The organism is Bradyrhizobium sp. 956_D2_N1_4 (genome assembly GCF_052076025.1).
Lineage (GTDB): Bacteria > Pseudomonadota > Alphaproteobacteria > Rhizobiales > Xanthobacteraceae > Bradyrhizobium > Bradyrhizobium barranii.
Map to the genome: position 1 here is coordinate 103,097 of NZ_CP197237.1, position 14,854 is coordinate 117,950.

The 14,854-nt window shown below is 64.9% G+C and carries 17 protein-coding genes; 8 read left to right on the forward strand and 9 right to left on the reverse strand.

Annotated features, from left to right (window positions below; all coding sequences use genetic code 11):
* Positions 1 to 9: 9 nt before the first annotated feature.
* Positions 10 to 2,028: a DNA primase gene (dnaG, locus tag AB7535_RS00470; RefSeq protein ID WP_085400453.1), complete on the reverse strand. Its 2,019-nt coding sequence runs from the start codon at positions 2,026 to 2,028 to the stop codon at positions 10 to 12.
* 203 nt (positions 2,029 to 2,231) lie between these two features.
* On the opposite strand from dnaG, the gene AB7535_RS00475 reads away from it, so the two are divergent.
* Positions 2,232 to 2,795, forward strand: coding sequence for a chlorite dismutase family protein (locus tag AB7535_RS00475; protein ID WP_085400452.1), 564 nt, complete (start codon positions 2,232 to 2,234; stop codon positions 2,793 to 2,795).
* A gap of 76 nt (positions 2,796 to 2,871) precedes the next feature.
* Here AB7535_RS00475 and AB7535_RS00480 read toward each other — a convergent pair whose 3' ends face one another.
* Entirely contained in the window at positions 2,872 to 3,270 is a 399-nt protein-coding gene (locus AB7535_RS00480; RefSeq protein ID WP_028150696.1) for a gamma-glutamylcyclotransferase family protein, read from the reverse strand.
* 205 nt (positions 3,271 to 3,475) lie between these two features.
* Between AB7535_RS00480 and AB7535_RS00485 the strand changes: the two genes are divergently transcribed.
* Positions 3,476 to 4,279 carry an N-formylglutamate amidohydrolase gene (locus AB7535_RS00485; protein ID WP_135215187.1) on the forward strand — a complete coding sequence of 268 codons (804 nt, stop codon included), beginning with the start codon at positions 3,476 to 3,478 and terminating at the stop codon, positions 4,277 to 4,279.
* Positions 4,280 to 4,359: 80 nt separating this feature from the next.
* On the opposite strand, the gene AB7535_RS00490 is transcribed toward AB7535_RS00485, so the two are convergent.
* From AB7535_RS00490 to AB7535_RS00505, 4 genes are all read right to left on the reverse strand, one after another.
* On the reverse strand, positions 4,360 to 5,343 hold the full coding sequence (locus AB7535_RS00490) for a DUF3592 domain-containing protein (protein WP_085400488.1): 984 nt from the start codon (positions 5,341 to 5,343) through the stop codon (positions 4,360 to 4,362).
* Between the two features lie 84 nt (positions 5,344 to 5,427).
* Positions 5,428 to 6,048, reverse strand: a complete 621-nt coding sequence (locus AB7535_RS00495) for a LysE family translocator (protein ID WP_081369126.1) — start codon at positions 6,046 to 6,048, stop codon at positions 5,428 to 5,430.
* A 45-nt stretch (positions 6,049 to 6,093) separates the two neighbouring features.
* Complete coding sequence (locus tag AB7535_RS00500; RefSeq protein WP_085400449.1) at positions 6,094 to 6,636, reverse strand: hypothetical protein; 543 nt, start codon at positions 6,634 to 6,636, stop codon at positions 6,094 to 6,096.
* Positions 6,637 to 6,638: 2 nt separating this feature from the next.
* Positions 6,639 to 8,087 carry an LVIVD repeat-containing protein gene (locus AB7535_RS00505; RefSeq protein ID WP_085400447.1) on the reverse strand — a complete coding sequence of 483 codons (1,449 nt, stop codon included), beginning with the start codon at positions 8,085 to 8,087 and terminating at the stop codon, positions 6,639 to 6,641.
* 116 nt (positions 8,088 to 8,203) lie between these two features.
* On the opposite strand from AB7535_RS00505, the gene AB7535_RS00510 reads away from it, so the two are divergent.
* From AB7535_RS00510 to AB7535_RS00520, 3 genes are read left to right on the forward strand one after another with little or no spacing between them, the layout of a single operon-like run.
* On the forward strand, positions 8,204 to 8,518 hold the full coding sequence (locus AB7535_RS00510) for an ArsR/SmtB family transcription factor (RefSeq protein WP_439037207.1): 315 nt from the start codon (positions 8,204 to 8,206) through the stop codon (positions 8,516 to 8,518).
* Positions 8,511 to 8,981, forward strand: a complete 471-nt coding sequence (locus AB7535_RS00515) for an SRPBCC family protein (RefSeq protein WP_085400444.1) — start codon at positions 8,511 to 8,513, stop codon at positions 8,979 to 8,981. The genes AB7535_RS00510 and AB7535_RS00515 overlap by 8 nt, the downstream gene beginning before the upstream one ends.
* Positions 8,978 to 9,490, forward strand: a complete 513-nt coding sequence (locus tag AB7535_RS00520; protein WP_085400442.1) for an SRPBCC family protein — start codon at positions 8,978 to 8,980, stop codon at positions 9,488 to 9,490. Before AB7535_RS00515 ends, AB7535_RS00520 begins: the two co-directional genes overlap by 4 nt.
* Positions 9,491 to 9,508: 18 nt before the next feature.
* Here AB7535_RS00520 and AB7535_RS00525 read toward each other — a convergent pair whose 3' ends face one another.
* Complete coding sequence (locus AB7535_RS00525) at positions 9,509 to 9,688, reverse strand: hypothetical protein (RefSeq protein ID WP_063985493.1); 180 nt, start codon at positions 9,686 to 9,688, stop codon at positions 9,509 to 9,511.
* A gap of 394 nt (positions 9,689 to 10,082) precedes the next feature.
* Here AB7535_RS00525 and AB7535_RS00530 point away from each other — a divergent pair, with 394 nt between their 5' ends.
* On the forward strand, positions 10,083 to 10,889 hold the full coding sequence (locus AB7535_RS00530) for a transglutaminase-like domain-containing protein (RefSeq protein WP_085400438.1): 807 nt from the start codon (positions 10,083 to 10,085) through the stop codon (positions 10,887 to 10,889).
* Complete coding sequence (locus tag AB7535_RS00535; protein ID WP_085400437.1) at positions 10,889 to 11,074, forward strand: hypothetical protein; 186 nt, start codon at positions 10,889 to 10,891, stop codon at positions 11,072 to 11,074. Before AB7535_RS00530 ends, AB7535_RS00535 begins: the two co-directional genes overlap by 1 nt.
* Positions 11,075 to 11,102: 28 nt before the next feature.
* Here AB7535_RS00535 and AB7535_RS00540 read toward each other — a convergent pair whose 3' ends face one another.
* A complete protein-coding gene (locus AB7535_RS00540) occupies positions 11,103 to 11,876 on the reverse strand; it encodes a DUF2189 domain-containing protein (RefSeq protein ID WP_085400435.1) in 774 nt (257 codons plus the stop codon).
* 299 nt (positions 11,877 to 12,175) lie between these two features.
* On the opposite strand from AB7535_RS00540, the gene AB7535_RS00545 reads away from it, so the two are divergent.
* The gene (locus AB7535_RS00545; RefSeq protein WP_085400434.1) at positions 12,176 to 14,407 is read left to right on the forward strand and encodes an ATP-binding protein; all 2,232 of its coding nucleotides are present in this window, start codon (positions 12,176 to 12,178) and stop codon (positions 14,405 to 14,407) included.
* A gap of 2 nt (positions 14,408 to 14,409) precedes the next feature.
* Here the strand turns inward: AB7535_RS00545 and AB7535_RS00550 are convergent, their stop codons facing one another.
* A complete protein-coding gene (locus tag AB7535_RS00550) occupies positions 14,410 to 14,853 on the reverse strand; it encodes a hypothetical protein (protein WP_028159430.1) in 444 nt (147 codons plus the stop codon).
* Position 14,854: the final 1 nt, after the last annotated feature.

The window sequence follows — 14,854 nt, forward strand, 5'->3', positions numbered from 1 at the left end:
ATTCTTTCATCACACGCTCTTCTGGAACCGGCCCGACAGCTCGCCAAAACCCTCGATCAGGGCCTCGGTACCGTCGACTTCTCCTATCCGAGCCTTGACGTCACGCAGCCACGCCAAATTGGCCTCGCTGGGGTCCTCCCCCAAGGCCAGCTCGGCGTCCTTCAGTTCTCTAAGTAGTGAATGGTATTGCCGATGCAAGGCAACGAGCTGGTGCCAGGTGGAGAGAACGTCGTCCCGGGCGGCGCCCTCGCGGGCACCCCACACCGCCGCGGTCGTGATACCGTTCTCAACCCTTTGAAGAAGCTGTGAAAATCCACCCTTCTCGATGTCGGCTCGCATCTTCTCGGCCAGCTCGCCGGGGTCCGGCGAGTGGTGGTGGTCGTTGGCAAAGGCGGCGATGATGCCGGCCCGGAGCTTATGGGCCTCGGGATGGGCCAGCTCCAGGGCGGCGACCTCCTCAAGGTGGTCGTGCAGCAGCCAGGGGTGGTTGATCAGGATTTGCAGAATCAGGGCTTCGCGCCGGGATATGGCGCTGCGCTGGCCCTTCATGATCGGGCTGGCCGCCAGCTGGGGGCTCGCCGCCTGGTAGGGGCCGGAGGGAATAAAGGCGGGACCGGGGCCCCCACGCCGCCCTTGGCTGCCGAATCCCTGCCCCCCGAATCGATTCGCCTGCCCCCCGTTGCGCGGCTGGAAGGAGCGGCCGGAATTGCCCTGAAAATTGCCCCGGCCGGCAAATCCGCCGCGGCCGCCTTCAGGCGCGAAGGTACGCCGAAGCCGCTCGGCAAAATCGTCGCGATAATAGCGCCGCACCACCTCGTCGCGGATGCCGTTGGACAGCTCCTTGACGCGCGCCTCGAGCGCGGCGCGGCGTTCGGGCGTGGCAAAGTTGCCGCCTTCGAGCTCGCGCGACCAAATCATCTCGGCGAGCGGCTTCGCCGCCGCGATCACATCCTCGATCGCACCGCGGCCGCCCGAGCGGGCGAGATCGTCGGGATCCTGACCTTCCGGCAGCAGCGCAAAACGCAGGCTCTTGCCCGGCGCAAGAAACGGCAAGGCGAGGTCGGCGGCACGGTAAGCCGCCTTCTGTCCGGCGCGATCGCCGTCGAAGCAGAGGATCGGCTCGTCCGCCATCTTCCAGAGCAGCGCGAGCTGGTTTTCGGTCAGCGCGGTGCCGAGTGGCGCCACGGCACCTACAAAGCCTGCCGTCACCATGGCGATGACGTCGACATAGCCTTCGACCACGATCAGCGCGCTGCCATCGTGGGTGGCTTTGCGCGCGGTCTGGTGATTGTAGAGATTGTCGCCCTTGTGGAAGAGCGGCGTCTCCGGCGAATTTAGATATTTTGCCGGAACGTCCTTTTCCAGCGCGCGCCCGCCGAAGGCGATGACGCGGCCACGCAGATCCGTGATCGGGAACATCACGCGATCGCGGAAGCGATCGTAGGGCACGGGAATGTCGTTGCCGGCTACGAGCAGGCCGGTCTCGATCATGTCCTCGACGGAGACGCCGAGCTTGCCGAGATGCTCCTTCAGCGCGAAGCGCTCGGGTGGCGGCGGCGCATAGCCGAGGCGGAACTGCACTTGCGTCGCCGGCGAGATCGCACGGTCAGCGAGATAGCCGCGCGCCTTGGCGCCGGCGCGCGAGGCGAGCGTCTCGGCGAAGAATTTTGCAGCGAGCTCCATCACGTCATGCAGCGTGCGGCGCCGCTGCTCGTGCCGCGCCGCATCCGGCGTTACCGCCGGCAGCGCCAGCCCCGCCATGTTGGCGAGCCGCTCCACGGCCTCCGCGAACGGGAGGCCGTCGGTCTCCATCACGAAGGTGATGATGTCGCCGTGCTTGCCGGAGGAGAAGTCGTGGTAAAATCCCTTCTGGTCGTTGACGTAGAAGGAGGGCGTCTTCTCCTGCTGGAACGGCGACAGCCCCTTCCATTCCCGCCCGGCCTTCTTCAGCTTCACGCGCTTGCCCACGACTTCGGAGACCGAAAGCCGGGCACGAAGCTCGTCGAGGAACTGGGGCGTGAAGCGCATGGGCTCTGGGTCTGGCGCGAATCAACGTAAGTCGGGCGAAGGGTTACGGATATAGGCGCGGCCTGCCCAAAAGTCAGGTTTGTCCGGCTTATCCGGGTTATTCGACCTATGCACAGGCGTCATTCCGGGGCGATGCGAAGCATCGAGCCCGGAATGACCGCGGAAAGACTTGAACCCGGACCGGTTCCGCGCTTCCATAGGCCATGTTCAGGATGTTTCGCGGCGGCCACAGCGGGGGCTGGCGTGTGACCTCGATTTCACCCGTGGTGGGCGAGCCCCTGCCCTTCGTGCCGGCGCTGTCGGTGACCGACAGCGAGGCGATTTCATTGCCCCTGGTGCCCTCTCGCAATGCGTGGCGGCTGGTCGGCGTTGCGAGCACGACGCGCTACACTGAGCGCGCCGAGAAGCAGCAGCTCACCGCGGTGCAGGCCGAGCTCGGCCGGTTAGAGGCCACTTCCGCGGCGCTGATTCCGATCCGCAAATCGGAGGCGTGGTGGGAGCTGACGCAGGAAGAGCGCCGCAAGATCTTCGAGGACAAGTCGCACCACATCGCCAGCACTCTTCGTTTCCTGCCCGCCATCGCGCGGCAGCTCTATCACAGCCGCGATCTCGGCGGTCCCTTCGACTTCCTGACATGGTTCGAGTTCGCGCCCCCCGATGCCTCGCTGTTCGAGGAGCTGGTGGCGATGCTGAGGCAGACCGAGGAGTGGAGCTACGTCGAGCACGAGATCGACGTGCGCCTGGTGAAGGAAGTGCTGTCGGCTTAGTGATCGAACGCCGGCCACGATGAAGGTGCGATCCCTCGCTCCGCTTGCGCGGGAGAGGTGAAGTCCGCATCCGCGCCTAGTGCTCGAGAAAGCGCCCGGACTCGATGCGCGGCAGATCGGTGACGGGCCAATTGTAGACGTAAGTCCAGGCCTTCTCCGTGGTGCCATCAGGCAGCGTCACGTCGATCAGCTTGCGCAGATATTCGGTCGGCTCCGGAAAGCCCTCGCCGCAGGCCTCGTACATGTCGAGCTCGCGCAGGAGCTCATCGGGCACGCGCAATTGAAAAAGCTCACCATGGACGACATCGGAGGCCGCGTTCGACAGCAGCAATCCGGGATAATGCTTCACGAGAACGAGCCGCCCGCGACACGTCGCGTCACCCAAAAAGTCCGCATGCCCTGCAAGCAGCCGCGCCATCGGATGGTCGAAGCCGCGCATCAGGGTGCCGTAGACGAAAAGACGATCGGAGGTCATGGGGTGTCTATAGCCGTCAATCGAGCGAAACGACAGCCGCACATTTCCACGTCCGAGCGAAGTCCCGGGGGCAAGCGAGATTTGGTCTTGTGATGAATCGCCGGCAACGGCATCGTCTGGCGATCATGATGATTTTGGGTGGACCGACCTGCAAGCGATTGCTGCCCAATTTGGACGGTACCTGCTTTTTCCATAGGCAATCAGGATGGACTTGAACACGGCCGACGCGACCGATCAACTGCTCGGCGCGGGGGACATTCCGCCGGTGCATGAGGTCAATGCGGATGGGGCATCGCCTTTCCTGCTCACCTCGGATCATTACGGACGGATTCTGCCGCGCGCGCTCGGCGACCTCGGCGTCGCGGAAAGCGAGCTGACGCGGCACATCGCCTGGGACATCGGCATTGCCGGCGTCGCCGAGCGGCTGGCAAAAATGCTCGATGCGCATCTGATCGCGCAGCGCTATTCGCGGCTGGTGATCGACTGCAACCGCTCGCCCGGCGTAGCAAGCTCGATTCCCGTGATATCCGAGGCGACCGCGATCCCGCGCAACGAGGGCATCTCAGAGGGCGAGCGCGCGGCGCGGCGGCGCGAGATCTTCGAGCCCTATCACCGCCGCATCGATGCCGCGATCGACCGCCGCCTGCACGACACGCGGCCGGCGGTGCTGGTGTCGCTGCACAGCTTCACGCCGGTTTATGCCGGCGTCGCCCGGCCCTGGCACATCGCCGCGCTGTATAACCGCGACACCGTGCTGCCGCAGCTGCTGCTGAAGCATTTGCGCGCTGAAGGCGATCTCGTCGTCGGCGACAACGAGCCCTATGCGGTGAGCGACCTCAGCGACTACACCATCCCCGTCCACGGCGAAGCCCGCGGTCTCGTCAACACCGGCATCGAGATCCGCCAGGATCTGATCGCGGATCAGTCCGGCCAGCAGCAATGGGCGGAGCGGCTGGCGAGGATTTTTGCGGAGATCGAGCTGGAGTTGAAGGCGGAGCTGTTGGTGTAGGGCACGCTGCGTTCCCTCCCCCCTTGCGGGGGAGGGAACGCAGCGGAGTACGACGAAGCTGCTGAGCAACTGTCTCAGGCTCATCCGCCCCGCGTCGCGACGAACACCGCGAGCGCAGCGAAAATCGCAGCGATCCCCCACAGCAGCCAGGCGATGCGGACGGGGCCGCTTGTATCGAGCGTTGCCTCGGCCGGGTTGTCGGGATTGACGCGCACCTCGACGGTCGCGCCGTGCTTGTAGCGCGACATCAGCTTCTTCAACATCTCGTCGGACCCGGACTGCGTCCCGGCCGAGACGCGCGCGCATTCATTGGTGTAGCTGATATTCTGATAGCGATAGGTGTAGGTCACGCGCTTGCCGAACATCTCGGTGCCGCGGCGCTCGCCCGGCTCGCTGGCCTCGTGATATTGCTCGATCCCCGACAGCTTGATCGTGCCCGGCACCACCGGCCAGCGCGCCGCCTTCAACGCCTGCCGCCGCACTCCATAACCCATCAGCGCGATGACGAAGCCGAACGCGCCGAAGCCGACGACGAGGCCGGCGAGATCGGGCCGCCCGATGTGGTGCGCAAGGTAGGCATAAGTCTGGTTGAGACCGAACGCCGAGCCGAACACGATGCCAAACGCGATCGCCGTGCCGATGCCGAGGCAGCCCCACAGCCCCTTGGGCAGGTCGCGCTCGAGCACGGCCTGATCGGGATGGCGCGGATTGTAATAGACGGTGACGACACTGCCGGCGGGATATTTTGCGAGCTTCTCGGCGACCTCGAAATTGCCGAGGTCCTCGCCGATCGAGATGCGGTTACAGCTCAGCTTGCGGCTGCCGACCGGATATTCGTAAGTCACGTTCGCAAAATTGCGGCTCTCGAGCCGATAGCCTTCCTCGCGGTCGCTGTCGGACACCCTGACCTCGCGCACCTCGGCGACCGAGCGGACGACCTTGCCCGATGCCTGCGGCCAGCTTCGCGCCTCGCGCGCCTGCCAGGTCTTCACGACGGCGGCGACCAGTAACAGCCCGAGCGGTGCGAACAGCATCGCATAGACGAACCAGGGCAGATCGGGCACGGCCAAATTCCTTCGTCAGCGGCAATGCCCGATTGGACGCATCGCCGCCGCGAAGGGTTCAAGCGCGAACCGGTACGAGGGAGGTTATTTTGCCCGTGTCAGCGCCAGCCAGATACCGCCGCCGATCATGAAGCCGCCGGAGATGCGCGACATCAGCCGCGTCCGGCGGGCCGAAAAGAATTTTCGCGCGCGCCCCGCGGCGAGAGCGTAGAGCGCATCCGTCATCGCCGCGGTGACCATGAACGTGGCGCCCAGCAGCGCGACTTGCGGGAAGTGATCGCGGTTCATGTCCATGAACTGCGGAATGAAGGCGCCGAAGAAGATCAGCACTTTCGGGTTCGACAGCAGCACAAGGAAGCCTTGCAGGAAGAACCCGCCGCGCGGCGGCGCCGGCGGCTCGTCGACATTGAGGCCTTCGACCGGCGCCCAGATCAGCTTGATGCCGAGCCAGATCAGATAGGCGGCGCCGGCAAAGCGCACCCAGTCGAACCAGTAACCCATGGTCGCCATCAGCGAGGTCAGGCCGACCGCGACGATGCCGATGACGATGGCAAGCCCGGCCTGCGCGCCCGCGACATTGGTCAACGCCGCGCGCGTGCCGTGACGCAGGCCGTTGGCGACGACGAGGGTGACGATCGGCCCCGGCAGCAAGGCCAGCGCAATGCAGGCGGCGACGAAGGCGAAATAGGCTTGCATGGACATCATGGGGAGGACTCGCTGAGAGCGGTTTGGCGCATTAATGCATGACACTCACTGTCCGTCCAGCGCCGCGGTCGCCCATAGCTTCATCTCCGGCGTCTCCAGGAACGCCAGCGCTGCGCGCTGCACGGCGCCTGCTTCGCCACGCCCCTGGGCCGCAGCGACGAAGAGATCGCAGCGGCGCGAGACGGCGATGCCGATCGCGGCATGACGGACGCCGTCGGCCATATCGAGATCATAGCGCCTGGCACGACCACGCATCTCGCCAAGTCCCACTTCCTCACCCGGCGCGACGGCGGCAAAGCGCGGGGTGATCAGATCGATGTCGGCAACGCGATCGACCTCATCATCGTCGGCGACGCCGCGGTCGCAATTGCAGAAGCCGCGCTTGGCGCGCACGTAGAGCAGGGTGCCCGCGCAGACACCGTCGCAGCGGAACGCGCGGCCGGCGGGCCAGCCGTCGCGCGGGAACGGCCATGCGATTTCGCGCCAGCCCGCCGATTCCGCCGCCGGCGCCGGCGCAAGCCGATAGGCCCCGACGCCGGATGCACCGAGCGCGATGGCCACGGCCGCAATCGCCGCCCCGCGCCGCATCGTCAGTTCCTCGGCAGGCCGGCGGCCGCGCGCGCCGGTCCGGTCAGTTCGAGGATATGCAGACCGGTGTTGGCGCGGTCGACGATGTAGATGTAGCCGCGATCGTCCGTCTCGACATTGTTGGTCTGGATCGCGACCTTGCAACGCTCGCCGCCCTCGACGGGAATGCAGCGCTTGTCGGTGGCCGGCGTGATCGCGGGGATGAAATAGCCGACCTCCTTCGGATGATAGGGATCGCGGATGTCGAGCGCGCGCACGCCCGCATTGAAGAAGGCGATGAAGGCCATCTTCTTGTAATAGACCGGCGCCATGCTCTCGTTCGAGGAGTGCGAGCCGAAGCGGCCGCCGCGTTGGCAGAACTGTCCGCCCGCCTCCGGCACGGTGTAGCTCGAGATCATCATCGGCCGCGTCTCGGTGGTGACGTCGGCGAACCACACCATCTGCCGCGCCTCGCCGCATTCGTTCAAGATCGCCTCGTCGACGATCATGACGATGTCGCGGGTCTTGCCGTCCTTGTCCTCGGCGAATTCGGCGACGGGCATGTCGAGCATCGGGAACGTCGTATGCGCGCCGTTGAAGGCGGACATCGGCATGCGCGAAATCTCGGGATAGCGCAGATTGTCCGGCATCGGCTCCTTCGGCCCGTTCAGCAACTTGTCGCGATCGACGATCTGCAAAATGCCGCCCTTGTTGGTCCCGTAGCCGAAGAACACGCGATTGCCGTCGGGTCCGGTCGAGATCGGCCCGTGCAATTCGGTCGGCACGGCGCCGGTCGAGCCGGGCTCCTGGCCGGGCAGGCCAAAGTCGCGGATTTTCTGCGGATGCGCGGGATCGCTGAGGTCGTAGACCTGCGTCATGCGCCGCGTGCGCCAGTCCGGCGCGCCGGAGACGAGAAAGGCTATGCCGGTGTCGCACTCCCACCAGCTCTTGTGGGTGTCCTTCAGCCCGCCGATGCGGGTAACGAGCACGGGATTGGCGGGATCGGCGACGTTCCAGATCTCATGCGCCTCGCTGCCGAAGGTGCGGAGCATGTAGACCGCATTGGGATCGCCCTTCGGCAGCGACTTGCCGTCGCAAACCCGTACCATCTGCGCGCCGCCGGATTCGTACTTGCCTTCCTGGCCCGGCAGATGCCGCAGATATTTTGGACGCGCGGGATCGGTGACGTCGACGATGGACGTTCCGTTCGGTTCGGCCTGCCCCGTCATCGGGTTGACCGGCGCGGGCACGTCGTCGGTGCCGCCGTGATGGCCGATATAGGCGATCCAGCGATCGCCCTGATGATGGATGGTCGGCTGGTACGCGCTGCGCGCCTGCAGGTCGTTGGTGCCGACCAGCTTCATATTGGACGCTTCCGGCGGCGCGCCGATGGTCTGCTTCTGTTGTGCCTGGGCCGTGGTGCTGCAGGCGAAAAGGACAAGGCCTGCAACGAGTGGGACGCAACGGAACATCAAAGCTCTCCCGGAACCAATCTGCGTTGGCTGAGCTTCGAGGCTAGCACAGCCATTTCCGGGCGCCAAAGACACCATCTTGACATGCAACCATTTGGTTGCCTATTATCGCCGCCATGGATGAGGTCTTCAAAGCGCTCGCCGATGCGTCACGACGGTCGCTGCTGGACAGGCTTCACGCCAAGAACGGCCAGACGCTGAACGAACTCTGCGAGGGCCTCGCGATGACGCGCCAGGCCGTGACCAAGCACCTTGTCATTCTCGAAGAGGCCAACCTGGTCACGACCGTCAGGCATGGCCGCGAGAAGCTGCATTACCTCAATCCGGTGCCGATCCATCAGATCGGCGAACGCTGGATCAGGAAATTCGAGCGCAGCAAGCTCGCCGCGCTCAGCGAGTTGAAACGTCAGTTGGAGAAGCGCGATGAGTAAGCCCCAATTCGTCTATGTTAGCTATATCGAGACCACGCCGGAAAGACTGTGGGAGGCGCTGACGTCGAGCGAATTCACCAGGCAATACTGGTTCGGCGCCGAGGTCAGGTCGGACTGGAAGGTCGGCTCACCCTTCGCGCTCACGCTCGACGGCGAGGTCACCGATTCCGGCGAGATTCTGGAGGCCGATCCGCCGCGCCGCCTGTCCTACAGCTTCAAGCACCAGAAGTTCGAAGAGCTGCGCGGCGAGCCGATATCGCGCGTCGTCTTCACGATCGAACCGTTCGGCTCGCTCGTGCGTTTGACCGTGTTGCATGACGGCTTCGTCGAGGGTGGCAAATATCTCGGCGCCGTCTCCAACGGCTGGCCGGCGATCCTGTCCCAGCTCAAGAGCCTGCTCGAGACCGGCAAGCTGCTCGGCATTCCACGCGCAGCCCTCAACAAGGGATTCGACGCAAAATGAACCTCGATCAGTTCAAGCCGCTGACGGTCTACACCATCTACATCGTCTCCACGCCGGAGAAGGTGTGGGAAGCGCTGACCTCGGCCGAGTTCAGCAGGAGGTACTTTTCCGGCTTTGCGGTGGAGATGGAACGGAGGCTCGGCGGCAGTTTCATCGTGCGCGCGCCCGACGGTTCCGAGCACATCTCCGGTGAAGTCTTCGAATACGATCCGCCGAACAAGCTGACGGTGACGTGGAACGTCAACTGGCCCGACCTCGTCGCAAAGCTCGGCACCACGCTCGTCACCTACGAGATCGAGCAAGCCGGCGAGGCCGTCCGCCTCACCATGAGCGAACGCCACGACCGTGCGCTCGGCGACGACATCCTCTCCGGCGGCCGCACCGGCTGGCCCGCGATCCTGTCGGGACTTAAGAGTTTGCTGGAAACCGGCAAGGCGCCGCAGATCAAAATGACACCGCCAGCGCAGATGCTGGCGGCGTTGAAGGCGATGGGGATCAAGACGCCGTAGCGGCCGAAATCGGCGCTGTTATCGCTTCTTCTTCACCGGCGGTTGAATCTCGTCGATCTTGCGACGGCAATCCCCTTCCGAGTCGTGCGGGCCCGAGACGAAGGTCCCGCTGACCTTGATCGCGTACCAGCCTGACTCCACGCCGAGCCGGAGCGCTTCGTCTGTCTTGACGTGCCGTGGGGAGAGAGTTTGCATCATGTGCTTTCGGTTGGCGTTCGATCTCGTATCGAACCGCGGTGGAATCTTTCAGGCGTCCGCGGCACGCCTGCTGCGTCCGGCTCGCCCGCGGGAAGTGGCAATAGGCGCGACGATCGCCGTTACGACGTCGCGATGAGAAGGCTCCGCCGGTGCGAAGAATCAGTCGTTTCAAATCGCGCGCGGATCGTCGTGACGCAGCGTGTGCGCACAGACGACCGCTCTTTCCGACATTGGCGCACCGTGCGCGCAATCGCCGCAATTAGCTATCGTTTTCTCGCCCGCGCCGCGCTTTTGAAGCGCCAAATGCCGCTCTCGATCGAATAAGGCCGTGAATGCCTTGTGTTCGATCGCTTCGTAGCCATGTTGGGAGCTTAGCCAAGAGAAAGAAGTTCGTATGAAGCTCCGCGTCGGGTTCGAGATGCTGTACGAGTTCCCGCAGCCGACGCCTATGATCATGGTGCTGGGCACGCACTTCACGCGCGCCTCAGATATCGTCGTGCCCGACCTGCTGACCACCCGACCTTCGGTGGCGATCAATCCCTATCGCGACCTCTTCGGCAATTGGTGCAGCCGCATCGTTGCGCCGGCCGGCGCCTTCCGTCTTGCCGGCGATGGCGTCGTTCGCGACAGCGGCCTGCCCGACCCGGTGTTTCCGAACGCGTTTCAGCACGCCGTCGAAGCGCTGCCGGCCGACACGCTCGTCTATCTGCTCGGCAGCCGCTATTGCGAGACCGATCGCCTGTCGGATATCGCATGGAAGTTGTTCGAACACACGCCGCCGGGCTGGGCGCGGGTCCAGGCCATCTGCGATTTTGTTCATCGCCACATCACGTTCGGCCATGAGCACGCGCGCGCGACCAAGACAGCCCGGGAAGCCTACGACGAAGGCAAGGGCGTGTGCCGTGACTATGCCCATCTCGCCATCGCGTTCTGCCGCAGCATGAACATTCCGGCGCGTTACTGCACCGGCTACCTCAGCGACATCGGCACCCCACAACCGTGGCCTGCTGGAGATTTCGCCGCCTGGTTCGAGGCTTTCGTCGGTGGAAGCTGGCACATGTTCGATCCGCGCAACAATACGCCGCGGATCGGCCGCGTGCTGATTGCGCAGGGGCGCGATGCCGCAGACGTCCCGATCGTCCAGACCTTCGGTCCGAATACCCTGCTCAATTTCAAGGTATGGACCGACGAGGTTGCCTGATGACAGACAGCACCCCAGCGCTCACCGCCGATGAATTTGCGTCCTTGGCCCTGGTCGGCAAGGGTCAAGGCGACATTCCGCACGCGCACGGCGAACGTCTGGCCAATTTGGGTTATGCGATCAGGCGGCTCGGCGAACTCGAGCTGACTTCATCCGGCGCTCGCCGCCTGGCAACGGGCGAATAGCTCGCTTCCGTTGCATCCGGCTCCCCTCTTACGGCACCGGTACCACCAGCCGCCGATAGAGATGCCACGTCGCATGCCCGAGCACGGGCAGCGTCACGACCAGTCCGAGAAAGTACGGCAGCGCCGAGACGATCAGCAGCATCACGATCACCGCGGCCCACGAGATCATCGGCAGCGGGCTGGTCACCACCGCACGCACGCTCGTCACCATGGCGGTGACGAAATCGACCTCGCGGTCGAGCAGCAGCGGAAACGACACCACCGTCAGCGAGAACAAGATCAGCGACAGCGCGGCACCGACCGCGTTGCCGATGACGAGGAACAGCAGGCCCTCATTCGTGGTCAGCACCACCGTCATGAATTCCTGCAAGCTAGAGAACGAGGCGTGCAGGCCGAGCAGCAGCGCGATGAGCAGCCGCACCTGGTACATCCAGATCACGAACACGAACAGCGTGACGAAGGCCATCCAGCCGATCTCGCTGCGCGCGCGTATCGCCGACCAGATCGCGCCGAAGGAGACCGGCTCGCCGCGCTCGCGGCGGCGGCTGACCTCGTAGAGGCCGATCGCCACGAACGGCCCGATCAGCGCAAAGCCGGCCGCAAGGGGATAGACGAGATAGACCATGCCGAAGGCGGTGAGGCAGAGCATGATGGCGATGCCGCCGCCTGCGTAGAGCGCGCCGAAGCAGAGTCCGTAGAGCGGCAGCGCCTGGAAATCGCGCAAACCCTCGACCAGCGCCTCGGCGATGTCGGTCGCCGCCACGGGACGCACCACCGGATCGACTTTGCCCGAGATCGACATGCGGCTCCTCTCCTCGTCACCGGCACGATCTCCGTCGCGCGCGATCCCGATATTAGCGCCCTCGCGACCTGCGCGCACGCGCGCGTTGATTGCGGGATGACGGTATCCCGGGAGGCCCGACACCAGCCCGACAGAGCCTCGCGGGCGAACCTTCCGGGGACTCATCCGTGATGTGCGCGGCCGAAATTTTCCGCGCGAGGGCTTTTTCGGCGCGATGCCTATGGACTGGGCGGAGGGTGGTGCCGCAGATTGCATCTTCGAACCAGCACGCGCGACGACCAAATTGGACCGCCCGACCGATGAGCTTGCGTACCCGGCTACTGATACTCGTCATTGCGGCCATGCTGGTGCCGGCCATCCTCGTCGGCTTACGTTTCGTGCAAAATCGCAGCAGCGAAATCAACGCGGCCCTGGCCAATCTGACCGCGACAGCCGACGACATTGCGAGCGACCTGGACGAGAAGATCCAGGGCACCGCCCAGCTTCACTATGGTCTCGCCCGTGCACGCGATCTCGACACGCGCGACAAGGCGGCGTGCTCGGCGTTCCTGTCGGAAGTGCGCGAGGAATACCCACAGTTCACCGGGATATTGACCATCGATCCCGACGGTAGCCTGTTCTGCGATTCGCTGCGGACCAACCGCACCCTCGACCTCCGGGATCGCGCCTATTTCAAGCAGGCCCTGGCGTCGCGCGGCATCGCGCTCGAGCCGGTATTCGGCCGGCTGACCGGCCTATCGGTGCTCCAGATCGCCTATCCGGTGCGATCGGAGACGGGCGCCCTGAAGCTGATCCTGCTCGCATCCTTCAACCTGCGCAAATTCGCGGAGTTTCACGACAAGCGGCTGCTCGGCCAGAAGGAGATCCTGCTCCTCGACAGCAAGGGAACGGTTCTGGTCGCCCCCTCCCGCGGAGGATGGACCGAGCCGGTCGGCACGTCGGTCGCGGGATCCGATCTGCTCCGCTTCGCTGCAACGCCGGACCGGAAGGCGTATCAGGAGGTGACCGATCGCGACGGCCGGACGCATGTCTGGGCTGTCGCCGCGCGCTCGCCTTCGACCCGCGATGCCGGCCTCTACATCATGGTCGGACGGTCCAAGGACGGACTGGTCGCCGCGGCGAATCGCCGGCTCTACGAGGATGTGGCGATACTCGCGGTGGCCTCGCTGCTGCTGCTCGCGGCCGTCTGGATCCTTGCAACCGTGAGCGTCGGGCGCCAGGTCGGACGTCTCGCCACCATGGCGAAGAAACTTGGGCTCGGAGATCTCAGCGCGCGAATTCCGCCTCCCCACCCGGGCGGCGAACTGGGCGGATTGATGACCCTGCTCAACGACACCGCCGAGTCGCTCGAGCAGCAACGCGCCGCCATCGCCGACCTCAGCCACAAGCTCAGCCAGTCCCAGAAGATGGAAGCCATGGGCCAGCTTACCGGCGGCGTGGCGCACGATTTCAACAATCTTCTAACCGTCATTCTCGGCAACTCCGAGCATCTTGCCGACAGGCTGGCCGGCAACGAGGAATTGCACCGGATCGCCAACGACATCGCGACCGCCGCCGAGCGCGGCTCCGACCTGACGCGGAGCCTGCTCGCCTTCGCGCGCAAGCAGCCCCTGAGGCCGCGAGACATCGACATCGCCGCGAAGATTCACGAGATGGAGCAGCTGTTGCGCCGGCCCCTGGGCGAGCACATCGAATGCACCTTCGCGCTCGAACCGGATGTGTGGCTGACCAGCGTCGATCCCGGCGAGCTGACAACTGCGCTGCTCAATCTCGTGCTCAACGCGCGCGACGTCATGCCGCTCGGCGGCAAGCTGACGATCGAGGCGCGCAACACCTCGCTCGGTGAATCCGACCTTGACGTCAACGGCGAACCGCGGCCGGGCGACTACGTCATGGTGGCCGTGACCGACACCGGCAGCGGCATGACCGCCGAGGTGGCGAGCCGGGCGTTCGAGCCGTTCTTCACCACCAAGGAGGTCGGCAAGGGCACCGGGCTCGGCCTGAGCATGGTCTACGGCTTTGTGCGGCAATCCGGCGGCGTTGTGCAGATGCAGTCCGAACCGGGACAAGGCAGCGTCGTCAGGCTGTTCTTTCCCCGCCTTGCAACGCCACCGAACGAGCAGCCGTCACCCGCGGAACGGATCGTCGCCCCCGACGGAAGCGAGACCATTCTTGTCGTCGAGGACGACGACATGGTTCGGGCCTATGTCGAGAGCGAGCTGAAGACCCTCGGCTATCGCGTCATCGCGGCGTCGAACGGTCCCGCGGCTCTCGAACTGTTGCGCCGCCCCGGCGACATCGACCTGCTGCTCACCGACGTCGTGATGCCCGGCGGCATGTTCGGGCCGGAGCTTGCCAGGCAAGCGACCAGCTTGCGGCCCGGGCTCAAGGTGCTCTTCACCTCGGGCTACACCCAAAATCCCGTCAAGACGCCCGACGGGGTCGGCGACGCCCGCATCCTGACAAAACCGTTCCGGCGGAAGGATCTTGCCGCGATGCTGCGGTCCGCCCTGTCGGCGTCGCCGCGCTGAAATCAGGAAGAGAACGCCAGCCGGAGCGCTACGCCGAGATTGGCTACGAACAGAGCCGCGTCGATGACGAAGATCCTGAGCATCGGACCTTTCAGCACAGGCCAGTAGGCCACCCCGACGCGCCCACCGCGCATCAGGACCGGAAGGTTATAGGCGAACTGGCTGAAGTGGCAGGCGGCAAAGAACAGGAACAGCGCGAGCTGGGCCTCGATCGGCTGGAAGAAAGCCGGACGAGCGGCCAGAAGGTAGAACGACAAAAGCCCGATCGGCAGATTCATCCCGCCCAGGAACGCCACGCTGGCCGCCAGCGTCGGCGCGATCGGATTGCTGCGCTCTTCGCGCGGCAGGAGTATCTTCAGCGTATTGCCCTGCGCGACGCTGAACTGGATGAACGCGCCGCCGAACCAGAGTGTGTTGAGGAGCAGGACGAAATCCGAAAGGTGCATG

Excerpts from the sequence above, each read along its gene's own strand:
- dnaG (WP_085400453.1), bottom strand. The coding sequence starts at position 2,028 with ATGCGCTTCACGCCCCAGTTCCTCGACGAGCTTCGTGCCCGGCTTTCG.
- AB7535_RS00475 (WP_085400452.1), top strand. The coding sequence starts at position 2,232 with ATGTTCAGGATGTTTCGCGGCGGCCACAGCGGGGGCTGGCGTGTGACC.
- AB7535_RS00480 (WP_028150696.1), bottom strand. The coding sequence starts at position 3,270 with ATGACCTCCGATCGTCTTTTCGTCTACGGCACCCTGATGCGCGGCTTC.
- AB7535_RS00485 (WP_135215187.1), top strand. The coding sequence starts at position 3,476 with ATGGACTTGAACACGGCCGACGCGACCGATCAACTGCTCGGCGCGGGG.
- AB7535_RS00495 (WP_081369126.1), bottom strand. The coding sequence starts at position 6,048 with ATGATGTCCATGCAAGCCTATTTCGCCTTCGTCGCCGCCTGCATTGCG.
- AB7535_RS00500 (WP_085400449.1), bottom strand. The coding sequence starts at position 6,636 with ATGCGGCGCGGGGCGGCGATTGCGGCCGTGGCCATCGCGCTCGGTGCA.
- AB7535_RS00505 (WP_085400447.1), bottom strand. The coding sequence starts at position 8,087 with ATGTTCCGTTGCGTCCCACTCGTTGCAGGCCTTGTCCTTTTCGCCTGC.
- AB7535_RS00510 (WP_439037207.1), top strand. The coding sequence starts at position 8,204 with ATGGATGAGGTCTTCAAAGCGCTCGCCGATGCGTCACGACGGTCGCTG.
- AB7535_RS00515 (WP_085400444.1), top strand. The coding sequence starts at position 8,511 with ATGAGTAAGCCCCAATTCGTCTATGTTAGCTATATCGAGACCACGCCG.
- AB7535_RS00520 (WP_085400442.1), top strand. The coding sequence starts at position 8,978 with ATGAACCTCGATCAGTTCAAGCCGCTGACGGTCTACACCATCTACATC.
- AB7535_RS00525 (WP_063985493.1), bottom strand. The coding sequence starts at position 9,688 with ATGATGCAAACTCTCTCCCCACGGCACGTCAAGACAGACGAAGCGCTC.
- AB7535_RS00530 (WP_085400438.1), top strand. The coding sequence starts at position 10,083 with ATGAAGCTCCGCGTCGGGTTCGAGATGCTGTACGAGTTCCCGCAGCCG.
- AB7535_RS00535 (WP_085400437.1), top strand. The coding sequence starts at position 10,889 with ATGACAGACAGCACCCCAGCGCTCACCGCCGATGAATTTGCGTCCTTG.
- AB7535_RS00540 (WP_085400435.1), bottom strand. The coding sequence starts at position 11,876 with ATGTCGATCTCGGGCAAAGTCGATCCGGTGGTGCGTCCCGTGGCGGCG.
- AB7535_RS00545 (WP_085400434.1), top strand. The coding sequence starts at position 12,176 with ATGAGCTTGCGTACCCGGCTACTGATACTCGTCATTGCGGCCATGCTG.
- AB7535_RS00550 (WP_028159430.1), bottom strand. The coding sequence starts at position 14,853 with ATGCACCTTTCGGATTTCGTCCTGCTCCTCAACACACTCTGGTTCGGC.